The 21,974-nt window shown below is 40.0% G+C and carries 22 protein-coding genes and 1 pseudogene; 7 read left to right on the top strand and 16 right to left on the bottom strand.

The annotated features are described in order from the left end of the window. Nucleotides 1–8: 8 nt before the first annotated feature. Nucleotides 9–1,529: an exopolyphosphatase gene (ppx, locus tag HYG88_RS05985; protein ID WP_178882770.1), complete on the bottom strand. Its 1,521-nt coding sequence runs from the start codon at nucleotides 1,527–1,529 to the stop codon at nucleotides 9–11. Nucleotides 1,530–1,802: 273 nt separating this feature from the next. On the opposite strand from ppx, the gene trxA reads away from it, so the two are divergent. The 3 genes from trxA (at nucleotide 1,803) to HYG88_RS06000 (ending at nucleotide 4,370) form a co-directional block, all read left to right on the top strand. Continuing rightward, entirely contained in the window at nucleotides 1,803–2,129 is a 327-nt protein-coding gene (gene trxA / locus HYG88_RS05990; protein ID WP_004675702.1) for a thioredoxin, read from the top strand. A 327-nt stretch (nucleotides 2,130–2,456) separates the two neighbouring features. Further along, the gene (gene rho / locus HYG88_RS05995; protein WP_004906752.1) at nucleotides 2,457–3,725 is read left to right on the top strand and encodes a transcription termination factor Rho; all 1,269 of its coding nucleotides are present in this window, start codon (nucleotides 2,457–2,459) and stop codon (nucleotides 3,723–3,725) included. A gap of 393 nt (nucleotides 3,726–4,118) precedes the next feature. Continuing rightward, entirely contained in the window at nucleotides 4,119–4,370 is a 252-nt protein-coding gene (locus HYG88_RS06000) for a hypothetical protein (RefSeq protein ID WP_004664225.1), read from the top strand. A 100-nt stretch (nucleotides 4,371–4,470) separates the two neighbouring features. Here the strand turns inward: HYG88_RS06000 and HYG88_RS06005 are convergent, their stop codons facing one another. From HYG88_RS06005 to pheS, 3 genes are read right to left on the bottom strand one after another with little or no spacing between them, the layout of a single operon-like run. Then, nucleotides 4,471–4,767 (bottom strand): integration host factor subunit alpha, encoded by a 297-nt coding sequence (locus HYG88_RS06005; protein ID WP_004664224.1) that lies wholly within the window; start codon nucleotides 4,765–4,767, stop codon nucleotides 4,471–4,473. Further along, on the bottom strand, nucleotides 4,764–7,145 hold the full coding sequence (pheT, locus tag HYG88_RS06010; RefSeq protein ID WP_005164394.1) for a phenylalanine--tRNA ligase subunit beta: 2,382 nt from the start codon (nucleotides 7,143–7,145) through the stop codon (nucleotides 4,764–4,766). Before pheT ends, HYG88_RS06005 begins: the two co-directional genes overlap by 4 nt. A 33-nt stretch (nucleotides 7,146–7,178) precedes the next feature. Continuing rightward, nucleotides 7,179–8,159: a phenylalanine--tRNA ligase subunit alpha gene (pheS, locus tag HYG88_RS06015; RefSeq protein WP_005164386.1), complete on the bottom strand. Its 981-nt coding sequence runs from the start codon at nucleotides 8,157–8,159 to the stop codon at nucleotides 7,179–7,181. 231 nt (nucleotides 8,160–8,390) lie between these two features. Here pheS and HYG88_RS06020 point away from each other — a divergent pair, with 231 nt between their 5' ends. Continuing rightward, nucleotides 8,391–9,392 (top strand): hypothetical protein, encoded by a 1,002-nt coding sequence (locus HYG88_RS06020; RefSeq protein ID WP_005164383.1) that lies wholly within the window; start codon nucleotides 8,391–8,393, stop codon nucleotides 9,390–9,392. A gap of 153 nt (nucleotides 9,393–9,545) precedes the next feature. Here HYG88_RS06020 and HYG88_RS06025 read toward each other — a convergent pair. The 3 genes and pseudogenes from HYG88_RS06025 to rpmI form a co-directional block, all read right to left on the bottom strand. Further along, a pseudogene (locus HYG88_RS06025) lies at nucleotides 9,546–10,105 on the bottom strand (NADAR family protein). Nucleotides 10,106–10,194: 89 nt separating this feature from the next. Further along, nucleotides 10,195–10,554 (bottom strand): 50S ribosomal protein L20, encoded by a 360-nt coding sequence (gene rplT, locus HYG88_RS06030; RefSeq protein ID WP_004675688.1) that lies wholly within the window; start codon nucleotides 10,552–10,554, stop codon nucleotides 10,195–10,197. 11 nt (nucleotides 10,555–10,565) lie between these two features. After that, nucleotides 10,566–10,760, bottom strand: coding sequence for a 50S ribosomal protein L35 (rpmI, locus tag HYG88_RS06035; RefSeq protein WP_004637967.1), 195 nt, complete (start codon nucleotides 10,758–10,760; stop codon nucleotides 10,566–10,568). 236 nt (nucleotides 10,761–10,996) lie between these two features. Between rpmI and HYG88_RS06040 the strand changes: the two genes are divergently transcribed. Then, nucleotides 10,997–12,250 carry an MFS transporter gene (locus HYG88_RS06040; protein ID WP_178882771.1) on the top strand — a complete coding sequence of 418 codons (1,254 nt, stop codon included), beginning with the start codon at nucleotides 10,997–10,999 and terminating at the stop codon, nucleotides 12,248–12,250. A 32-nt stretch (nucleotides 12,251–12,282) separates the two neighbouring features. Here the strand turns inward: HYG88_RS06040 and HYG88_RS06045 are convergent, their stop codons facing one another. Both HYG88_RS06045 and HYG88_RS06050 read right to left on the bottom strand, forming a co-directional pair. Continuing rightward, nucleotides 12,283–12,708: a YqaA family protein gene (locus HYG88_RS06045; protein WP_178882772.1), complete on the bottom strand. Its 426-nt coding sequence runs from the start codon at nucleotides 12,706–12,708 to the stop codon at nucleotides 12,283–12,285. A 26-nt stretch (nucleotides 12,709–12,734) separates the two neighbouring features. Continuing rightward, a complete protein-coding gene (locus HYG88_RS06050; protein ID WP_087545619.1) occupies nucleotides 12,735–13,352 on the bottom strand; it encodes a glutathione S-transferase N-terminal domain-containing protein in 618 nt (205 codons plus the stop codon). Nucleotides 13,353–13,641: 289 nt separating this feature from the next. On the opposite strand from HYG88_RS06050, the gene HYG88_RS06055 reads away from it, so the two are divergent. After that, nucleotides 13,642–14,115: an Hsp20 family protein gene (locus HYG88_RS06055; protein ID WP_087545618.1), complete on the top strand. Its 474-nt coding sequence runs from the start codon at nucleotides 13,642–13,644 to the stop codon at nucleotides 14,113–14,115. A 60-nt stretch (nucleotides 14,116–14,175) separates the two neighbouring features. On the opposite strand, the gene infC is transcribed toward HYG88_RS06055, so the two are convergent. Then, entirely contained in the window at nucleotides 14,176–14,727 is a 552-nt protein-coding gene (gene infC, locus HYG88_RS06060; RefSeq protein ID WP_081399795.1) for a translation initiation factor IF-3, read from the bottom strand. Nucleotides 14,728–14,732: 5 nt separating this feature from the next. Continuing rightward, nucleotides 14,733–16,655 carry a threonine--tRNA ligase gene (gene thrS, locus HYG88_RS06065; RefSeq protein ID WP_087547686.1) on the bottom strand — a complete coding sequence of 641 codons (1,923 nt, stop codon included), beginning with the start codon at nucleotides 16,653–16,655 and terminating at the stop codon, nucleotides 14,733–14,735. A gap of 264 nt (nucleotides 16,656–16,919) precedes the next feature. Here thrS and HYG88_RS06070 point away from each other — a divergent pair, with 264 nt between their 5' ends. Beyond that, nucleotides 16,920–18,563, top strand: coding sequence for an acyl-CoA synthetase (locus HYG88_RS06070; RefSeq protein ID WP_005164370.1), 1,644 nt, complete (start codon nucleotides 16,920–16,922; stop codon nucleotides 18,561–18,563). A 45-nt stretch (nucleotides 18,564–18,608) separates the two neighbouring features. Here HYG88_RS06070 and yjgA read toward each other — a convergent pair whose 3' ends face one another. Genes yjgA through panB form a run of 5 tightly spaced genes read right to left on the bottom strand, consistent with a single transcriptional unit; the run spans nucleotide 18,609 to nucleotide 21,950 of the window. Further along, nucleotides 18,609–19,148: a ribosome biogenesis factor YjgA gene (gene yjgA, locus HYG88_RS06075; protein WP_005164369.1), complete on the bottom strand. Its 540-nt coding sequence runs from the start codon at nucleotides 19,146–19,148 to the stop codon at nucleotides 18,609–18,611. A 2-nt stretch (nucleotides 19,149–19,150) separates the two neighbouring features. Then, on the bottom strand, nucleotides 19,151–19,420 hold the full coding sequence (locus tag HYG88_RS06080; RefSeq protein WP_005164368.1) for an HPr family phosphocarrier protein: 270 nt from the start codon (nucleotides 19,418–19,420) through the stop codon (nucleotides 19,151–19,153). Continuing rightward, nucleotides 19,417–20,268, bottom strand: a complete 852-nt coding sequence (gene rapZ / locus HYG88_RS06085; RefSeq protein WP_005164367.1) for an RNase adapter RapZ — start codon at nucleotides 20,266–20,268, stop codon at nucleotides 19,417–19,419. The genes HYG88_RS06080 and rapZ overlap by 4 nt, the downstream gene beginning before the upstream one ends. A gap of 23 nt (nucleotides 20,269–20,291) precedes the next feature. After that, entirely contained in the window at nucleotides 20,292–21,137 is an 846-nt protein-coding gene (panC, locus tag HYG88_RS06090) for a pantoate--beta-alanine ligase (RefSeq protein ID WP_178882773.1), read from the bottom strand. A gap of 3 nt (nucleotides 21,138–21,140) precedes the next feature. Further along, a complete protein-coding gene (panB, locus tag HYG88_RS06095; protein WP_005164364.1) occupies nucleotides 21,141–21,950 on the bottom strand; it encodes a 3-methyl-2-oxobutanoate hydroxymethyltransferase in 810 nt (269 codons plus the stop codon). Nucleotides 21,951–21,974: the final 24 nt, after the last annotated feature.

Raw genomic sequence — 21,974 nt, forward strand, 5'->3', positions numbered from 1 at the left:
ATATATTGTTAATCAACAAAATTGTCTGACTGAATATTTAACTCAATGTCCCAATGTTTAAATTGCACTTGCTCATCATGCAAATCAGCAACCAATAAAGGCCATTGTTTAGCATCGCCAGAAACGCTGAGTTGCCATTGTTGACCATTTACAACACTCAGTTCAATGGCAGGAAGCATCTGATCACTACGACTATGGTTCAGCAAAACAGCGAGACGAAGCAGTAAGCAGAGATACAATAAATGACTACCACCAACTTTTAGAACATCATTTTTTGCATCAGCCCGTAACTTACGACGATGATGTGAAACCAGATGTGAAAGATGGTTTTGATCAATCTGTGAGAAGCCTGGGATATCTGAATGCTGTAACAAATAGGCCCCATGACGATGATAGCCACCATGGCTAATTGCTAATCCAATTTCATGCAAATAGGCAGCACGACGCAGTAAGTCACTGTCTTCAGTCGTTAAATTTAAAGCATTCGCGACGCCATCAAATAACTGTTGTGCTGTATTTACGACACGTTCCGCTTGCTTTGGGTCAGCATTATAACGTCCCATTAAGGCTTGCACACTTCGGTCACGAATATCTTCATGTTTGAAGCGGCCAAGTAAGTCATACATCACGCCTTCACGCAAAGCACCATCAGAATATGCCAATTTATCAAGCTCTAACACTTCAAAAATGGCATATAAAATCGCAAGACCTGCTGGCAAAACTGCTCGTCGATCTTCACGTAGACCTTCAAAATCAATTTCAGAAATATGTTTAAATTTGAGCAAACGATCTTTTAATTTATATAAGCCTTCACGAGTTAAATTTTCTTGTTCATCGCTCAAACCAAGATTTACCGTAATTTGACGACAAGCTTTGATTGTTCCACTTGAGCCAACAACAGTATCCCAACCTTCTGCTTTATAGGTATTTGCAATCGCAGAGAGTTCTTTACGCGCTGCGACAACAGCTTTATCAAAAGCCTTGCTTGAAATCTCACCATCAGCAAAATAAGCTTTACTGTAAGCGACACAACCCATTTGCAACGATTCAGTGTGTAGCGGTTCAAACTCTTCGCCAATGATGAACTCTGTTGAACCACCACCAATATCAATCACTAAACGTCGACCACCATTGGCCATCGTGTGTGAAACGCCTAAATAAATCAGACGTGCTTCTTCACGTCCAGCAATAATTTCAATGGGTTTTGGTAAAATTTCAGCTGCTTTTTGAATAAATTCATGACCATTTTTTGCTTGTCTTAAAGCATTTGTCGCCACAATTCTTAGACGATTTGCTTGAACAGAGCTTAAACGCCCTACAAAACGAGCCAAACACGCAAGTCCACGCTGTTGCGCAGCTTCAGTTAAATTTTTATTTTCATCCAGCCCAGCTGCTAATTGTACTTTTTCTGACATTGAAGCAACTTTTTTCACTTCACCGTGATCAACACGAGCAATCGCCAAGTGGAAACTATTCGACCCCATATCAATTGCAGCAAGTAATTCTTCATCAATCAGAAAATCAGACATTATTCATATAAACCTATGCTCAATTCACGCATTAGAGTAATTCACACGCCAATAATTTTAAAGTCATTTTAAGCAATAATAGGTGCGTATTTTCTCTTTTAAGCTATAAATGATTGTAGAAGCCGATAATCAACATCGTGAGCATCCATTAGACTTTTCATTTTGAAACTTGAATAATCAGAACAAACCCTTACATTGAGTAAAGTAGCAATGTAAGATTCATGCTGATGATGAACGAATTTGCACTTTATTTATTAAATTTGGAGTAACCTTATGTCTGCGACTATTGTTAATACAACTGATGAAAACTTCCAAGCAGATGTTTTAGATGCTGAAACTCCTGTACTTGTTGACTTCTGGGCTGGCTGGTGTGCACCATGTAAAGCCATTGCACCAGTGCTAGAAGACCTTTCAAATGAATATGCAGGGAAAGTCAAAATCGTTAAAGTTGACGTGACTGCATGTGAAGACACTGCTGTGAAGTACAACATTCGTAATATTCCAGCATTATTAATGTTTAAAAATGGCGAAGTTGTTGCTCAACAAGTCGGTGCAGCACCTCGTTCTAAACTTGCAGCATTTATTGATCAAAACATCTAATCAGATTTTGACCGTATAAGTAAGAGAAATACGTCTAAATTAAGCGACGTATTTCTCAGTAAAAATTGACAAATTTCTTAGTTTCGCTTATATTCTTGGATGAAGAAGCTTTGAATGGAATCTACTTCATTGCGTTTCTTACAAGACACAAACATAAGATCGCCGCTCGGCAATAATAATTGTTTTCACATTTCTCTCTGAAACAATGAACCAGACTACTGAATTGTGGTTGTGTAACTATACAATTACATCAGCATGTATGTATGCGGTCGATTTTTTTATTCTTTCCAAACACTCCTCCACTTATTCCATTCTGTCTGACCACTTATGAACTTAACTGAACTCAAGAAAAAACCCATTGGCGAACTCATTAAAATTGCGGAGTTTATGGGCCTTGAAGGCATGGCACGTAACCGTAAACAAGATATTATTTTTGCCATTTTAAAGCGCCATGCCATGAATGGCGAAGAAATCTTTGGTGATGGTGTTCTCGAAATTCTCTCTGATGGTTTTGGTTTCCTACGATCGGCTGCTGGTTCATATTTGGCAGGACCAGATGACATTTATGTCAGCCCATCCCAGATTCGCCGTTTCAACCTGCGTACAGGTGACACCATTACAGGTACAATTCGTCCACCAAAAGAAGGTGAACGTTATTTTGCCTTGTTAAAAGTTAATCAAATCAACTATGACACCCCAGAAAACTCGCGTAATAAAATTTTATTTGAAAACCTGACACCATTGTTCCCAACTGAACAGTTAGTCATGGAACTGGGCAATGGAACCACTGAAGACCTCACTGCCCGTGTAGTTGATCTGGTGGCACCGATTGGTAAAGGTCAACGTTCTATTATTGTTGCACCGCCTAAAGCGGGTAAAACAATGCTATTACAAAACATTGCTCAATCCATTGTGCGTAATAATCCTGAAGTGTTCTTAATCGTACTTCTCATTGACGAACGCCCTGAAGAAGTGACCGAGATGGAACGTACCGTTCGCGGTGAAGTAGTAGCATCAACCTTTGATGAAGCACCTGCTCGCCATGTTCAGGTTGCAGAAATGGTGATTGAGAAAGCAAAACGTTTAGTTGAGCATAAAAAAGACGTTGTGATTTTACTTGACTCAATTACTCGTCTTGCGCGTGCTTACAACACGGTAATTCCATCATCAGGCAAGGTACTTACAGGTGGTGTGGATGCTCATGCATTAGAACGCCCTAAACGTTTCTTCGGTGCTGCGCGTAATATCGAAGAAGGTGGTTCTCTAACCATCATTTCAACTGCTTTGATCGAAACAGGCAGTAAAATGGATGATGTAATTTACGAAGAATTTAAAGGTACAGGTAACCAAGAAATTACGCTTGATCGCCGTATCGCAGAGAAACGAGTATTCCCTGCAATGAATATCAAAAAATCTGGAACTCGTCGTGAAGAGCGCCTAATGAGCGAAGAAAATCTACGTAAAGTTTGGATTTTACGCAAATTGCTTCACCCTATGGATGAACTTGCGGCAATGGAATTCTTATTAGATCGTATGAAGGAAACCAAAACTAATGATGACTTCTTTGATCAAATGAAACGTAAAGCATCGACATAAGATAAGTGCATTAAAAAAGGCTACCTTTATGGTAGCCTTTTTTATTTGGTTGACAAACTTACATAATATTTACAGATTATTTTAAAATTCCAATAAAACAATAAACCTTTGTTTTTAATAAATTTAAAATTAATTTCAATAAAAAAAACAATGAAATACCGATTTTAATTTTAATTTCCATAGTTTTTTTCTATCAAAAAATAGCCAAATTCTGCCCATTTTTGTCGTTTTGTTGGACAGAACAGTAGTAATTCATGATCTGCTTTGATAGGATAGCAGCAGACCAGTTAGGCTGCTCCCTGCGTTGTTACCTAAAGCGTTTAGGAATAATAAAAGCACAAACAGACTAACTCTAGGTTTTTTTTAATCTCACAATTTTATGAGAGTGATGCCATGTTATTCAAAAAATTCGCTGTTGCTGCTGCTATTGCTACTACTTTAGCTTTCGTTGGTTGCTCTAAGAAAGAAGAAGCTCCTGCTGCTGATGCTAACGCTGCTGCGTCTGAAGCTGTAGCTGCTGCTTCTGAAGCTACTACTGCTGTTGAAGCTGCTGCTTCTGACGTTGCTGCTGCTGCTTCTGACGTTGCTGCTGCTGCTTCTGACGTTGCTGCTTCTGAAGCTGCTCCAGCTTCTGCTGCTCAATAATCTAATATTTTTAGATTATCAAAAAGAGAACCATTATAGGTTCTCTTTTTTTACGCCTAGATTTTTAATCAAATAAAAATATCACTATAAAAAAAGCAGATCAATCGATCTGCTCATTTCCAACGCGCTGTCTAAATTTTTGACCCGCTCTAAACGTAACCACTCGGCGGGCAGAAATCGGGATTTCTTCACCCGTTTTTGGATTGCGTCCTGGACGCTCACGTTTATCACGTAATTCAAAATTACCGAAACCAGAAAGTTTGACTTGTTCACCCGCAATTAATGCTTGGCTGATCTCATCAAAAAACAACTCAACCATCTGTTTTGCTTCACGGCGATTTAAGCTAGTAAGCTCACTTAAATGGTCCGCCATCTCTGCTTTTGTTAATGCTGTCATGAGGCCCTCAATGTCGCTTGGTAAGTGTCTTCCAACACTTGAATAATGTTATCCATACCAGATTTAATTTCAGCATCTTCAAGCGTACGTGCTGGATGTTGCCACAACACTGCAAAAGCTAAAGAGCGCTTGCCTTGTTCAACCCCTTGACCCGTATACACATCGAACAACCATGTTGAGTCGAGTAACTCACCACCAGTCTGCTCAATTAAGCGCTGAATATCTCTAACCTCAATATTATCAGAGATTAAAAGCGCAATATCACGTCTAACCGATGGAAAACGTGATAATTCTGTAAAATTAGATACATAAGATTGCAAAACAGCCTGCTGATCCAGTTCTGCCACCCATGTTGTGCCCAAATCGAGTTCATTTTCCAGTGACGGGTGTAAACGCCCCAAGTAACCAATCGACTGTCCATCAACCACAATTTCCGCAGATTGACCTGGATGCAGCCATGCACGCTCAGTACGGACAAATTCAGCCTTTACACGCCCCGCAGCCAGAATTTCTTCCACCTCACCCTTGAAATCAAAGAAATCCATTACCTGTGGTTTTGCATGCCAAGATTCTGGTACACGTGAACCAACCGCAATCAAGGCCAGAGTCGGAATCTGTTTCAGGTCATGAATACTTTGTGCATTTTGATAATCAAAACGTAAGCCCAGTTCAAAGAAACGGATACGCTGCTGCTGACGGTTTAAATTGTACTGGACACAAGGAATCAGGCTGGATAACAAAGTACTACGCATTGCAGCCAAGTCACTTGAAATTGGGTTGGCAAGCATTAATGGCTGTACGTTTGGATTCAATTGCTTCTCAAGTTTTGCATCGGCAAAGCTAAAACTAATCGCTTCTTGGTAACCCAAGGTTGCTATCGTTTGACGTAATTGAGCGATTTCAAAACGATCTTGATATTTCTCCAATGTCACATCAATTTTTGGCAAACTGATTTGAATATTGTCATAGCCGTGAATACGTGCAACTTCTTCAATCAAGTCTTGATAAATTGCCATATCATAGCGATGTGATGGTGGAACTACGCTCCACTCACCTTCAGCTTTGCTTTCAACCACACAGCCCAACCGTGTTAACGCATCCGCAATAAAATCACCAGCAACTTGATAGCCTAACAACTGATCAACCTGTGCTTGTAGCAATACAATCGCTTCACGTTTCGGCAATAAAGCCTCTTGCTCGGCAACGGTAATTGGACCAAATTCACCACCAGCAAAGGCTTGAATCAGCTCAGAAGCACGGTGCATAGCAATCATCGGCAATTCAAAGTCAACGCCACGTTCGTAGCGCTGTGATGAGTCAGTATGCAAACCGAAACGACGAGCACGCCCTGCAATAGCTAAAGGCGCAAAGAACGCACTTTCGAGGAAGATATCTTGAGTCTCATCAGTTACCGATGAATCCAGCCCGCCCATAATGCCTGCCATTGCCAATACTTTCTGATCATCTGCAATAACCATCATGTCATCTTGCAGTTCAACTTCTTGATCATTGAGCAAAGTCAGTTTTTCTTGTGGCTGCGCTTGGCGCACTTGAATCGAACCTTCGATTTTTGCCAAGTCAAAGGCATGCATCGGTTGACCAAGCTCGAGTAATACATAGTTAGTAATATCCACCAAAATACTATGCGTACGAATGCCTGAGCGTGCCAATGCCTGTTCCATCCATTCCGGTGTCGGCGCTTTGACATTGACATTTTTGATAATACGACCCAAATAACGTGGTGTACCTTCCGTGCTAATCGTTACTGCTTTCTCATCTGTGATTGTTGCAGGTATAGACTGGATCTCAGGCTCATTCACCTTTAACTGATTGATCACTGCGATTTCACGGGCAATCCCGCGGATACTAAAGCAGTCACCACGGTTTGGTGTGATACTGATATCAATGACATTGTCATCAAGCTTTAAATATTCACGAATATTCATCCCCACTGGTGCATCAGCAGGCAACTCTAACAAACCATCAATTTTGTCTTCTAAATCAATTTCAGAAGCACCACAGAGCATACCTTGTGATTCAACACCACGGAGCTTGCCTTTTTTAATTTTGAAATCACCTGGCAATACTGCACCGATAGTTGCAACAGGAGCTTTCATGCCCACACGAACATTTGGCGCACCACAGACAATCTGTAAGGCTTCACCCGAACCAATATTAATCGTGGTCACACGTAAACGATCCGCATCTGGATGTTGTTCAACCGTAAGGACTTCACCAACAACCACACCAGTAAACGGTTTTGCAACAGGTGCTAACTCATCAACTTCCAAACCCAACATGGTCAATTGATCAGACAATGTATCGCTATCAATCGCTGGATTTACCCAGCTGCGTAACCAATTTTCACTAATTTTCATTTGTATAAACCTTCTTTAATCCTGAAAAACTGTTTAGGCAAATTGGCGTAAGAAACGCACGTCATTTTGGTAGAACATACGCAAATCATTGATGCCATAACGCAACATTGCAAAACGTTCTACCCCTAGACCAAAGGCAAAGCCTTTGTATTTATCAGGATCAATTCCTGCGGCACGCAATACATTTGGATGCACCATGCCACAGCCTAAAACTTCTAACCAACGACCACGTTCATCCATAATATCCACTTCTGCACTTGGCTCTGTAAATGGAAAGTAAGATGGACGGAAACGTACTTTTAAATCTTTTTCAAAGAACTCATTGAGTAGGTTAATCAATAAACCTTTTAACTCAGCAAAGCTGGTATTTTCAGCAACGTACAAACCTTCGATCTGATGGAACATTGGCGAATGGGTTTGATCTGAGTCACAACGATAAACACGGCCAGGACACACGATACGAATTGGCGGCTGACTGGTTTCCATGGTTCGAATTTGCACGCCTGAAGTATGGGTACGAAGCAAATGGGTTGCATCAAAGTAGAAAGTGTCATGCATCGCACGGGCTGGGTGATGTCCCGGAATATTTAAGGCTTCAAAGTTGTGATAATCATCTTCAACTTCTGGACCATGTGCTATTTGGAAACCTGCTTTAGTAAAGAATTGGCAAATACGCTCTTGTACTTGAGTAACAGGATGAATACTTCCCATGCGCTGACCGCGGCCCGGTAAAGTAATATCAATGGTTTCACTTGCTAATTTTTTTGCAAGTTCAGCTTGTTGTAATGTCTGTTGACGCTCAGTCAAAGCCGTATTGATTGCTTCACGCACAGCATGAATCGCAGCACCTTGTACTTTTCGCTCTTCAGGATCCATTTTTCCAAGTGCTTTCGACTGCTCTGCAAGCTGGCTTTTCTTCCCTGTAAATTGCACACGAACTTGATCGAGTGCAGCAAGGTCTTGAGCCGCTGCAATGGCAGCAAGCGCTTCAGTGGTCAGGGCTTCCAGTGACATAGTAACTCTCAAAGCAACAAAATATAGAAATATAATAAAACGCTATAGTTTATCAGCTTTTTACCAGTTTGATGAAAATAAACAGCGGTTTAAATAACGTACTTTTGAAAATAAAGATGCAAAAATAAAACAACAAGATACCTAAGCAGATCAACTAAAATTTCTGAAAAATTACTCAACAATTGAATAAAATGTATAAGATACCGATATCGTCAATGAGAAAGAATAACGATGGCGCTTGATCAAATCTGGAAACAACAGCTTACACTAGTGACTTATGGCAATGAATATTTAGCAGGAAATCTCAATTTTAGCCGTTGGGTTGAACATCCGATTTTCAATCAAAATCGACTGATTTTTAGAGACTTACTCTCTCAACACCTGTTGGCACAACATTTCCAGATTTGGCTTGAAGGCTTAAAAAAACAAGGTATTAAAAAACTCAGCCTACATTTATCTAGCGTACTGAATGATGAGCAAAATCCAAATGCTAACGTAGAGCTGCTTCCCTTTGCGCATTTTATTGTGAGCCATCAAGGCAATAAAAAAACCGCATGGATCTGTGGCCATGAACTGGCTGAATGGGATAACAGTGATCAAGCCTTTGATGCGCCGGCATCTCAACAAACAACACTCCACCAAGAAGTATTTTGGCGTTATGAGTTGAATGATAAATTCGCCAAAAAAATTGATGCTGACTTACAGAAGATAAATTGGAATCAGGCTGCCATTGTCTTGGAGAAAGAACTGTTCGATAGTAAATATGCTGAACATTTTCCAGAGCCAGAACAACAAGATTTGCCTTTTTATGGTTATGAAGCTGATCTTACACATCTTTCTAGCAAACAATTAGCATTGATTCCAACAGATTATCCAGCGGATTGTGCACATCGATTATTACATCGCACACAAGCATTAACTGATTATTTAGAACAACAAAGAAAGCATCCTTATACGACTACAGGTGAGTTAATTAGCCCTGAAGAACAGATTAATCTCCGTAATTTTTCACAAAAAACGGATGACTTATTTGCCAAGCTGATTGTAAAAACCGCAAATCACTACCAAACGGCTCAACTTACGGCAGAAGAACCTGAAATCATTGACCGAACCATGGAAATTCCACATCAGATTAATAAGTCCCACCATCATAAAGTAGGTGCGTCTGGCGTGATTAAATTGATTATATTAACCGTGATTATTTGTTTGGTTGCTTATTATTTTGGACTATAACTTCCATCAAGCGCTCAGTCACATTCATAGATGTTGATAGAACCAGATTTAGATATTGAATCAAATCGTATCGCCATAACATCAGCATGTTTGAGCAGACTATAAGGGCTATACAATAAGTACAGAGTATAGCTTCTTCTCAAAGGCTCAATATTAATGAGCCAGAAATTGAGACCGAACCTGCATCAGAGCAAATCCAAGTAAGTTTAACCCCTGCCATAGGTTCGGGTCTTGAATATGCTCGTGATCTTGTGCCATTCCAATCCCCCAAATCTGATCAACGGGCGATGCTTCAACCAAAATACGATCATGCGTAGTAAGTAGAAAATCTCTTAGCTCAGGATGCTGTGAAAATTTAGCCCAATTTGCCTGTACTACGATCTCAAAACGCTTTTCCTGCCACAACTGCTCGTCATAATGCTGTACTTTCCGACCGAGCTGTTTTGCTTCATTCGGGTGGTGACCTTCAAAATCTGTTGAAATATCTCATCATCGTTAAAGAGTTTTGCTTTTTGCGCCATCATATAATGTTCTGCTGTGAGATATTCAACACCCTCCTGTTTAAATGGTAATGAAAACCACTGGCTAAAACAACTTTTATCCACATGATTGTTTTGCTTTGGAGTATGTCTCCAGAAATATAAATATTTAAATGGGCGACCTTGCTGGACTTGTTGAATTAAATCATTTAAAAAATTTTCGTCTTGCATCATATATCTCTGATTATTATCTATTATTGAAAATCCAATTCACTAAAAATAAAAAAGACCGCTAAAAAGCGGCCTTCTTTGAATCTCTAAGCTTATGCAGCTAATGCGCCTTTAGCTTTTTCAGCTAAAGCAGCAAATGCAACTGCATCATGCATAGCGATGTCAGCTAATACGCGACGGTCGATGATCACTTGAGCTTTTTTCAAGCCATCGATCATACGGCTGTAAGACAAACCGTTAAGACGAGCACCAGCATTGATACGCGCAATCCATAAAGCACGGAATTGACGTTTCTTTTGACGGCGGTCACGGTAAGCATATTGGCCAGCTTTGATTACTGCTTGGAACGCTACGCGGTAAACGCGTGAACGAGCACCATAGTAACCTTTAGCGCGAGCAAGAATTTTTTTGTGACGGCGATGAGCCTGTACACCACGTTTTACACGAGCCATTTATAATCTCCTTAGATGTATGGGCACATAGCACGAACTGATGCAACGTCACTTACGTGAACCATTACACAACCGCGCAATTGACGGATACGCTTAGCAGATTTTTTGGTCAAAATGTGGCGCTTGAATGCTTGTTTGCGCTTGAAACCGTTTGCAGTCGCTTTAAAGCGTTTAGCTGCACCACGGCGAGTTTTTAACTTAGCCATAGTAACCTCTTTTGGGCACCTGTTCGGCTCGTTTGCACTATTGCAAATCGACCTGCAGGTAAGGAAGGCAGTATCATATAGCATCTGCCTTTAAAACAAAAGTAAAATGCTCATTTTTTAACATCAACTACTTTATTTTTCTCAAACGTTATTTTCCATAATTAATTCTCAAATTATGAGAAAAATCCACAAAATTAGCGCCTATAATAGAATCAAATTATTAAATCTTTATTCTTATGAATATTCAGAATGATGCATTCGCCGCGTTACGGTATCGAGATTTCTCTATTGTGACCTTGAATCAATTTTGCTTAACACTGGCAATTTTAATTCAGGAAATTATTGTTGCTTATTCACTCTATCAAATCACTCGTGATCCCCTAACCTTGGGTTTTATTGGTTTGGCTGAAGCAATCCCATTTATCACGCTTTCTTTATGGGGTGGTTATTTTGCAGATAAACTGAATAAACAAAGCATTATGAAGGTCTGTTTATTCTTTTCCATTCCTTTACCTTTGGTTCTTTGGGGCTTATTCCATTTCCATGGCTTAGAAAAAATTGGTATTAGCACACTTTCTTGGGGCATTTATGCTGTCATATTTGCCTTGGGTACTATTCGAGGTTTTTACAATCCATCAGCAACCTCACTCAAACCCTTTTTAATTCCACGCGAACTGTATGCAAATGGTGCCACTTGGACCACGATCGGCTGGCAAAGTGGTGTCATTATTGGGCCAATGTTGGGTGGTTTTATGTTGGCATTTCTGGGACGCGAAACGAGCCTTTTTGCAGTATCAACATTATTGGCAATCTGCTTTATTTTGATTAATTGCTTACAAAAACGAACATTCCCCAAAATGGAAACTGAGAATGTCTTACAAAGCCTGACCGATGGTTTCCGCTTTATTTGGAAAACCAAAATTGTTTTATGGGCAATCTCACTAGACTTGGTATCGGTACTCTTTGGCGGTGTGATTGCATTATTGCCCATTTTTGCAGAAGAAATCTTAAAGGTCGGCCCTGAAGGTTTAGGTTATCTACGCGCCGCCCCTTCGATCGGCGCACTGATTACTATGATTGTCCTGACCAAATTCCCACCAATGCACCACGCTTGGCGGAATATGTTATTGGCTGTCGCTGGCTTTGGTATTTTTACCATTCTGTTCGCCTTTTCAAACAATATATGGCTATCACTATTTGCCTTAGCCATGACTGGTGCTTGTGACAGTGTTTCTGTCGTAGTTCGTCAAACTGTGCTACAAATTTTCCCACCTGAAAATATGCGAGGTCGAGTGGCTGCGGTAAATGGAATGTTCGTTTCATCGAGTAATGAACTCGGGGCTTTTGAATCAGGTCTGGCAGCCAAGTATCTCGGAACAATCACCGCGACCATATTTGGTGGTTGTATGACGCTTGCAGTTGTAACTTACTGTTGGTTGAAAACCAGCGATTTATTTAAAGTCGATATGACTAAAGTTACTGATCATTAAAGGTTTTAGGGAAAGTCAAACTTTCCCTTTTTTCAAAAAACTCCAAGATATAACACATACAATGTTAAATAACGCCCACCTTTGGCGATGGTGACAATCAATAAAAATCGCCAAAAATTTTCTTTCATCAATCCCGCAATCAAAGTAATCGGATCACCAATCACAGGTGTCCAACTCAGTAGCAGCGAATAAAAACCATATTTATGATAGATCTGTTGTGCTTGTGCTAAGCGCTGTTCTGAAATAGGAAACCATTTTTTATCCTTAAAATCTTCAATTTTCAGTCCTAACCACCAGTTCACACATGAACCCAAGACATTTCCAATGGTTGCAACCAAGATCAGATAAAGTGGATTAGAAAGCCCTTGTATCAATAAGGTTATTAATACTGCTTCCGACTGTAAGGGTAATAATGTCGCAGCCCCAAAAGCAGATATAAACAACAACCAATAACTCATGAGGCAAACTTAAACACGGTAAAATATTAGACTTGGATCGATAAAGCTTTTTGTATCGCAGAACGCGCCGTTAAGCGTTCAATATAGTCTTGCACATATGGATAATCTTCAAGCTGAATGCCTTGCCATTCATAACGCAATGCCCAAGGCAAGATTGCCATATCGGCAATTGAATACTCACCCGCCACGAACTTCTGACCAATCAATTGCTTATTTAAAACAGTGTAAAGGCGCTTAGTCTCATTGATATAACGATCAATTGCATAAGGAATACGTTCAGGTGCAAATTTATTAAAATGATGATTTTGCCCTAGCATTGGACCAAACCCACCCATTTGCCACATTAACCATTGCTCTACTTCAACTCGCTCTTGTTCATCCGTAGGATAGAATAATCCAGTCTTCCGACCTAAATATTGTAGGATCGCACCTGATTCAAATACAGAAATCGGTTCACCTCGCGGTCCATTTTGATCAACAATCGCTGGAATTTTATTATTTGGCGAAATACGTAAAAAATCAGGTTGGAACTGATCATTTTCCAAAATATTAATTGGAAAAATTTGATAATCCAAGCCCATTTCCTCAAGTGCAATGGTTATTTTATGTCCATTGGGTGTTCCCCAATAATAAAGATCAATCATTTTAAAATTATTCTCCATACACCGTAGATGGTGGCTCTTTACACACCTTAATAGATTTAAAAAAAAACAACAAGTTCTGCACATTAAAAATAATTTTTTATAATTATCAATTATATATAAAGTTTATTTAAAAAAATAGATCTTTAACTTGAATTTTTTAAACCCAAACATATATTAATTATTGTGTTAGAAATGACGATTTTTAACATTCTGTCGATGTTTATACATGGCAGGTTTAAGTTTTATCTTCTTATTTTTAAAACTTTGCTGACCTCAGGAGGTTCTAATCATGAGTAATCTAAATCTTCATCCTTTATTTCGTCGTAGCATTGGATTTGACCGTTTAAATGATTTTATTGACTACGCCATGCAAAGTGATACACCCAATTACCCTCCATATAACATAGAGAAATCTGGTGAAAACCGTTATCGCATTGTGGTGGCTACCGCAGGTTTTAGCCTAGAGGAATTAGGACTGAGTCTAGAAAATCAGCTTCTTACCATTTCAGGTAAACCTGAGGTTGTTCAGAAAGAAACAACTGAATATCTGCATAAAGGAATCGCGCGTCGTGCCTTTAAATTGTCTTTACGCTTAGATGAACATATTGAAGTTCAACAAGCTGATTATGAGAATGGTTTATTGGTTATTGAGTTGGAACGAATCATACCAGAAGAGAAACTTCCACGCGAAATCCCAATTGGTAAGAAAAAACTTTTACTTGATCAGCCTGATTCTACAGAAAAAACTGTAAGTACTCAGTAATTATGCTTTAAATCAAAAAAGCCCTGCTATTCGAGCAGGGCTTTTTTGATGATTGGATGATTACTTTTTCTTTTTAGGACCAAGTAACATGCCCATCTGACGACCTTCCATCTTCGGCGCTTGTTCAACTACGCCAAATTCAGCAACGTCAGCTTCAATTTTTTGCAATTGAGCCAAACCAAGCTGTTGATGTGCCATCTCACGACCACGGAAACGCAAGGTAATTTTCACCTTATTTCCTTCTTCAAGGAAACGTAAAATTGCACGCAATTTTACTTGGTAATCACCTACGTCCGTTGCAGGACGTAACTTGATTTCTTTCACTTGCACTTGATGCTGTTTTTTCTTCGCATCTTTTTGCTTTTGCTTTAAGTCAAATAAGTGCTTGTTGTAGTCCATGATTTTACAAACAGGCGGTTCTGCATTAGCAACAATCTCAACAAGGTCAAGATTAGCTTCTTCAGCAGCACGTAATGCCTCAGTTAATGAAACAACACCTTTTTGTTCTCCATCTGCAGCGACGAGGCGTACTTCTTTCGCACGGATCTCTTCGTTAATTGCAGGACGGTTACTTTTAGCACCTTGTTGCTGGTTACGGTCAGGCTGTTTAATCTTTATTACTCCACAATGTACCGGCCGCGTTCGGCAACGGCAGATTTCACTAGGTCAATAAATGCATCTACTGACATAGTACCTAAATTTTTTCCTGAGCGAGTACGCACATTAACAGTACCTTCTTCAACTTCTCGATCACCAAGAACTAGAAGGTAAGGAATACGCTCTAGGGTACGCTCACGAATCTTAAATCCGATCTTTTCATTTCTCAAGTCAGAAATAGCACGAAGACCATTTTCTTTGAGTTTTGCAACCACTTGTTCACATGCTTCTGCTTGTGAATCAGTAATATTCATAACACACGCTTGAATTGGTGTTAACCACGGCGGCATAAAGCCCGCATAGTGTTCAATTAGTATACCAATAAAACGCTCAAAACTACCAAGAATTGCACGATGAAGCATGACTGGTTGATCACGATCGTTGTCTTCAGTGACATAAGACGCATCTAAGCGAATTGGTAAGTTGAAGTCACATTGAATCGTACCGCACTGCCATACACGGCCTAAGCAATCTTTCAATGAAAATTCAATTTTCGGACCATAAAATGCACCTTCACCAGGTTGCAAATCCCAAGCTAAGCCTGCGTTATCTAAAGCATCCGCCAAAGATTTTTCAGCTAAATCCCAAAGTGCATCATCACCGACACGTTTTTCAGGACGTGTAGAAAGTTTCATTTGCACTTCTTCAAAGCCGAAGTCTTTATAAACATCTAAAGTCAGCTTAATAAAGTCAGCAACTTCTTGACCAATTTGTTCTTTGGTACAGAAAATATGTGCATCATCTTGGGTAAAGCCACGAACACGCATAATCCCGTGTAAAGAACCTGATGGCTCATTACGATGACAAGAACCAAACTCAGCCAAACGAATTGGTAAATCGCGGTAAGATTTCAAGCCTTGGTTAAACACTTGTACGTGACAAGGACAGTTCATTGGCTTAACAGCATAGTTACGACTCTCTGAATGAGTTGTAAACATGTTGTCTGCGTAGTTGGCTGCATGACCAGATTTTTCCCAAAGCGTAAAATCGACGATTTGCGGCGTTTTAATCTCTAGGTAGCCATTGTCTTGCTGAACTTTACGCATGTATTGCTCAAGCACTTGATAGATTGTCCAACCATTTGGATGCCAGAACACCATTCCTGGTGCTTCTTCTTGCATATGGAATAAATCTAAAGCTTTACCAATTTTACGATGGTCACGCTTTTCTGCTTCTTCAATACGTTTGATATATGCAGCTAACTGTTTTTTATCAGCCCAAGCCGTACCATAAATACGTTGAAGCTGTTCATTCTTCGCATCACCACGCCAGTAAGCACCAGAGATTTTTGTGAGCTTGAATGATTTTAAGAATTTGGTATTTGGTACGTGCGGACCACGGCACATATCCAAATAATCTTGATGGTAGTACAAGCCCATTTGTGTTTCATTCGGCATGTCTGCGATCAAGCGCAATTTGTATTCTTCGCCACGTGCTGTGAATTCTGCAATCACCTCATCACGTGGTGTCATTTTTTTAATGACATCATAATCTTGATCGATGAGCTTTTTCATACGCTCTTCAATCGCTGCCATATCATCTAAAGTAAAAGGACGTGGCATCCAGATGTCATAGTAGAAACCTTCTTCAATGACTGGACCAATTACCATTTTTGCTTCTGGAAACAGCTGCTTAACAGCGTGACCAACGAGATGTGCGCAAGAGTGACGAATAATCTCTACGCCTTCTTCATCTTTAGGCGTGATAATTTGCACAGTTGCATCTTCGGTAATCAAGTCTGAAGCATCGACTAGACGATCATTAACACGACCTGCTACGGTATTTTTCGCAAGACCCGGACCAATGCTTAATGCAACGTCCATCACAGATACGGCTTGATCAAACTGTTTTTGATCGCCATTTGGCAAAGTAATAATTGGCATAATAAAATCCTTAAGGAGTGATGCCCTATACGAAGGAGCATATCACCGCGAGATTATGTATTGAGGCGAACCTCAAAAGATAAAAAACGGCGGATAAAAAAGTATTCAAGATTTTACACAGGTTTAGTTGAGGATGAAACCTTTGAATCATAAAAACCTAGATTGATTAAGCTTCATCTCCGACTAAAGCCTAAATGATTTAGACTGAATGACACACTATGTTGATATAGATATAAATGAAAAAAACACAAATGGAGCAAACACATGGTTAGTGCATATGATGAATTACCGAGAACCCCTGCAAATTTCGTTGCTTTATCACCTTTACGTTATTTAGAACGTGCTGCTTATATTTATCCATACCAAGCCGCCATTATTCATGGGGAACGTCAAATCACATGGCAACAAAGCTATCAACGTTGTCGCCAGTTTGCACATCAGCTCACTCAGTTAGGAATTCAAAAGAATGATACCGTTTCGGTACTCTTGCCGAATGTACCTGCAATGATTGAAGCACATTTCGCTGTACCAATGGCAGGTGCAGTACTCAATACGCTGAATACTCGTCTCGATGCCAAAACCATTGCTTTTATGCTGGCTCATGCAGAATCAAAAGTTCTTTTGGTCGATCCAGAATTCAGATCACTTGCTGAAGAAGCGTTAAAGCTGATCACTCAAGATATTATTGTGATTGATGTATTTGATCAGGAATACGAAGGTGAGCAAATTGCACTTGGGCAATATGAATATGAATCGTGGTTAGCTGAAGGCAACCCTGAATTTGAATGGCTACTTCCACAAGATGAATGGGATGCGATTAGTCTGAATTATACTTCAGGCACCACAGGCAATCCAAAAGGTGTGGTTTATCACCATCGTGGTGCTTATCTCAATGCGGCCAGTAATATTTTGGCATGTGGTATGAAACCTCGTGCGGTTTATCTATGGACACTACCACTATTTCACTGTAATGGTTGGTGTTTTGCATGGTCAATTGCTGCCAGTGGCGGCACCAATATTTGCTTACGTCGAGTTGATCCAGTTTTAATTTTTAAATATATCGCTGAACACAAAGTCGATTATTTCTGCGGTGCGCCAATTGTCTTATCCATGCTCATCAATACTCCAGCAGAACAAAAAACAGCTTTCAACCACCATGTTGAAGTCATGGTTGCTGGAGCTGCCCCGCCCGTTGCGATTATTGAAGGTATGCGCCATATTGGAATTAATGTTAATCATGTATATGGTTTGACAGAAACCTATGGTCCATCGGCATTATGTGCTTCGCAAGCAGGATGGAGTGACTTATCTATTCAAGAACAGGCTCAACTTCATTCTCGTCAAGGTGTTCCTTATCCACTCCAAGACAGTATGCGAGTACTTGATCCTGAAACGATGCAACCCGTACCGAATGATGGACAAACCATGGGCGAAATTATGTTCCGTGGTAATATCGTGATGAAAGGTTATCTCAAAAATCCACAAGCGACTGAAGAAGCTTTTAAAGGTGGTTGGTTTCATACAGGAGATCTAGCCGTTTGCCATCCTGATGGTTATGCCAAAATTACTGATCGCTCTAAAGATATTATCATTTCAGGTGGCGAAAATATTTCATCGCTCGAAGTCGAAGATGTACTTTACCGCCACCCTGCTGTACTCACCGCCGCAGTGGTCGCAAAACCTGATGAACGTTGGCAAGAAGTGCCTTGTGCATTTATTGAGTTGAAGCAAGGTGCATCTGCTTCCGCAGAAGAAATTATTGCACATTGCCAAAAAGAACTGGCTCGCTTTAAAGTTCCCAAAGATGTCGTGATTACTGAGATTCCAAAAACATCAACAGGCAAATTACAAAAATTTATTTTAAGAGAGTGGGCAAAAGAACGAGCTAGCATTTCGTTTGAGAATTAATGCCTAAAAATAAAAAGAAGTTTCAACTGAAACTTCTTTTTGGCTTTAACCTTGATCAGATAACAAGGCGACTTGCTGTACATAGTTCACAAATTTGAGCTTGGATGCGGCAAGTTCTTCTTCACTCACCTGCTGTTTGATATCTCGATGAATGCGTAAAACATGCTGACGCAAAGTATGGCGTTCAGAAGCATTAAACACTTTACTAAACTCATTAATGATTGGATCACCTTGATCAATCATTCGATCGACCCAACGCATCAATTGCATTTGTTTTTTAGCACCTTGTTGCGGTGTCAAATAAGATAAAATCGTGGTTTCATTTTCATTACGCAATAACTTACCAACACGTTGAAACTGACGACGGCGTGCTTCAAATGAACTGATCTTCTGCACTTCAAGTAATGCATCAATCAAACGCTCATCGACAGGAAGCTTTTGAATTTGTTTTGGATTGAGTTGAGCCAATTGCTCACCTAAAGCAGCCATACGTTGCACAGCTTTTTTTTGCTCGGTTCTACTCGCACGTCCTTCTAATGACTCAAAATCTTCATCTGTATAACGTTGTTGGGTACCACGTGCCACGATTACTCTGCCTCATAAAATTTTGCTGCGAACAGCGTTTGAATTTCTTCCCGTGCTTTTTCTTCATCAGCACCATCAATCACCAATCTTAATGTTGTGCCTTTACCAGCACCCAACATCAACAATGACATAATATTTTTTGCATCAACCAATTTATCACCCTTGCCGATTTGTATCGAAGAGCTAAATTTAGTTGTGACTTCAATCAGTTTACCAGATGCACGCGCATGTAAGCCGAGTTTATTAATTACATCAATTGTTGTGTCTATCATGACCAGTGCTTCATTTCTCTATGTAAGATTTGGACAGTCCATTTTGCCTTAAGAGCCTGTTTGAGTCTATCCACGATATAAACTGAACGATGTTGCCCACCTGTACATCCCACTGAAATGGTCATGTAATGTCGATGCCCTTCCGCAAAAGCTGGCAACCATTTTTCCAAGAAGTTATAAATATCGGTAAACATTTCATTGGTTTGCTGATTGCTTTCTAAAAAACGGCAGACGGGATCATCCAACCCAGAAAGACGACGCAACTCTAAATCCCAATGCGGATTAGGTAAATGACGCACATCAAATACATAATCGGCATCAAGCGGAATGCCATGTTTATAGCCAAAGGATTGTAGAATCACAATCAACTTGTCTGACTGCCCCAGTTTGGTCAGCAAAATATGCTTTAAATCATGGACACTTTTATCTGTGGTATCAATATGCACGGTGGAACGAAACTGGATCGGTATCAGCAACTGTTTTTCCTCCTGTATACATTGCAACAGGCTATTAAAACGATTTGCTAAGGGATGCGGTCTACGCGAAGAGCTAAACCGTGCAACTAAATCCTGATCTTGCGTGGTTAAATAAATGATATCCACGGTACCATGTTTTTGCAATTGTTCAAAAACATGGTCAAACTCCTGCATATCGGCACGGGTACTACGGATATCAACGCCCAGCGCCAACTGCTCAAGATTATTCTCATGATCCAGTTTTGACACAATTTCAGGCAATAATGCCAAAGGTAAATTATCTATACAATAATAGCCCAAATCTTCAAGCACCTGTAATGCAGATGATTTTCCTGAACCTGACTGTCCTGTCACGATAAGAATACGCTTCATCGCATATCGCCCTTTAATTTATTTTATGTTTTGAAATTAATGTGTAAATTATCAATCAAACGTGTTGAACCCAATTTAGCCGCAATAAATAAAACTAAATCACGATCAAACTCTTCAATTGGTTGCAAATTAGGTTGACGAGCCTCTACATAATCCACAACAAATCCAGCTTGTGTCAATTCCGTTGAGATATTTGCTAACACTTGCGAAAGTGATTGCCCCTCTCCCAATCCAACCTCAGCTTGTTTTAACAACTGATAAATTTTTGGCGCAATACTTCGTTGCTCTTCAGACAAATAACCATTGCGTGAACTTAAAGCCAAACCATCTGCTGCTCGTACAATTGGTACACCGATGACTTCTAATGGAATATTTAAATCCTGCACCAACTGACGAATTACAGCCAATTGTTGGTAATCTTTTTCTCCAAAAAAAGCATAATCAGGTTGTACAATATTGAATAGTTTAGTGACAACAACCGCCACGCCATCAAAATGACCTGGACGCGATTGACCACATAAATCATTGGTAATTTGACTAACACTAATATTGGTTAAACGAGGCTGCTTGCTATACATTTGATCGACAGAAGGGGCAAAAATAATGTCACACCCTACATCTGCCAACAAACGACTATCTTGTTCTAAGGTACGTGGATAGCTATCAAAATCTTCACCCGCACCAAACTGGATTGGGTTAACAAAAATACTCACCACCACGACATCACAGATTTTTTTTGCAGCGCGCACCAAAGTCAAATGACCTTCATGCAAATTCCCCATAGTTGGCACAAAACCAATTAATTTTTTTGTTGTTCTTGCCGGTGCTAATGATGCGGTTAGGCCTTGTATTGTTGTTTCTGTTTTCATGAGTTAGAGCTCAACTTGAAAAGTATGTTCTTTCGCTGGAAATGATTGATTTTGAACAGCAGCATGATAGGCCTTAAAGGCGTCCAGAATTGCGGTTTCGCCCGCTTGTTCTTTCATAAAATTACGCACAAAACGCGCAACGCGACCAAAAGTTAAACCAAGCATGTCTTGTACCACCAAGACTTGTCCGTCGGTTTCATTGCCTGCACCAATACCAATCACTGGCGTATTAGGAAATAGTTCAGCAATTTCCTTGCCTAACTGAGCTGGAACACACTCTAATAATAATACCGCAGCACCTGCATCAACCACAGCTTGGCAATCCGCAATTAATTGATCTGCTGCTTCACGCGTTCGTGCTTGAAGTTTATAGCCGCCGAATACGTGTACTGATTGTGGCGTTAAACCCAAATGCACGCAGACAGGAATACCATTACGTGTCAAAACTTGGACTAATTCACTTAGCCAAGCACCGCCTTCAATCTTGACCATTTGTGCGCCTACTTGCATCACGGCTTTGGCATTTTTTAGACCATCTTCAAGCGTTGCATAACTCATAAATGGTAGATCAGTCATAATTAAAGCGTGCGAATTACCACGACGTACAGCTGCTGTATGATAAACCATATCTTCAACTGTCACAGGAAGTGTAGAATCTCTTCCTTGAATCGCCATTCCTAGAGAATCACCAATTAAAATTGTATCAATTTCAGCCAATTCCATCGCTTTAGCCATACTTGCATCGTAACAAGTAAGACATGAGAACTTACGTCCATCAGCTTTAAATTTTCTTAAGTCACTTAGACTAATCATGATGATATCCTCTGCAGGCATTTC

The sequence above is a fragment of the Acinetobacter sp. SwsAc4 genome, from assembly GCF_013391535.1.
Lineage (GTDB): Bacteria > Pseudomonadota > Gammaproteobacteria > Pseudomonadales > Moraxellaceae > Acinetobacter.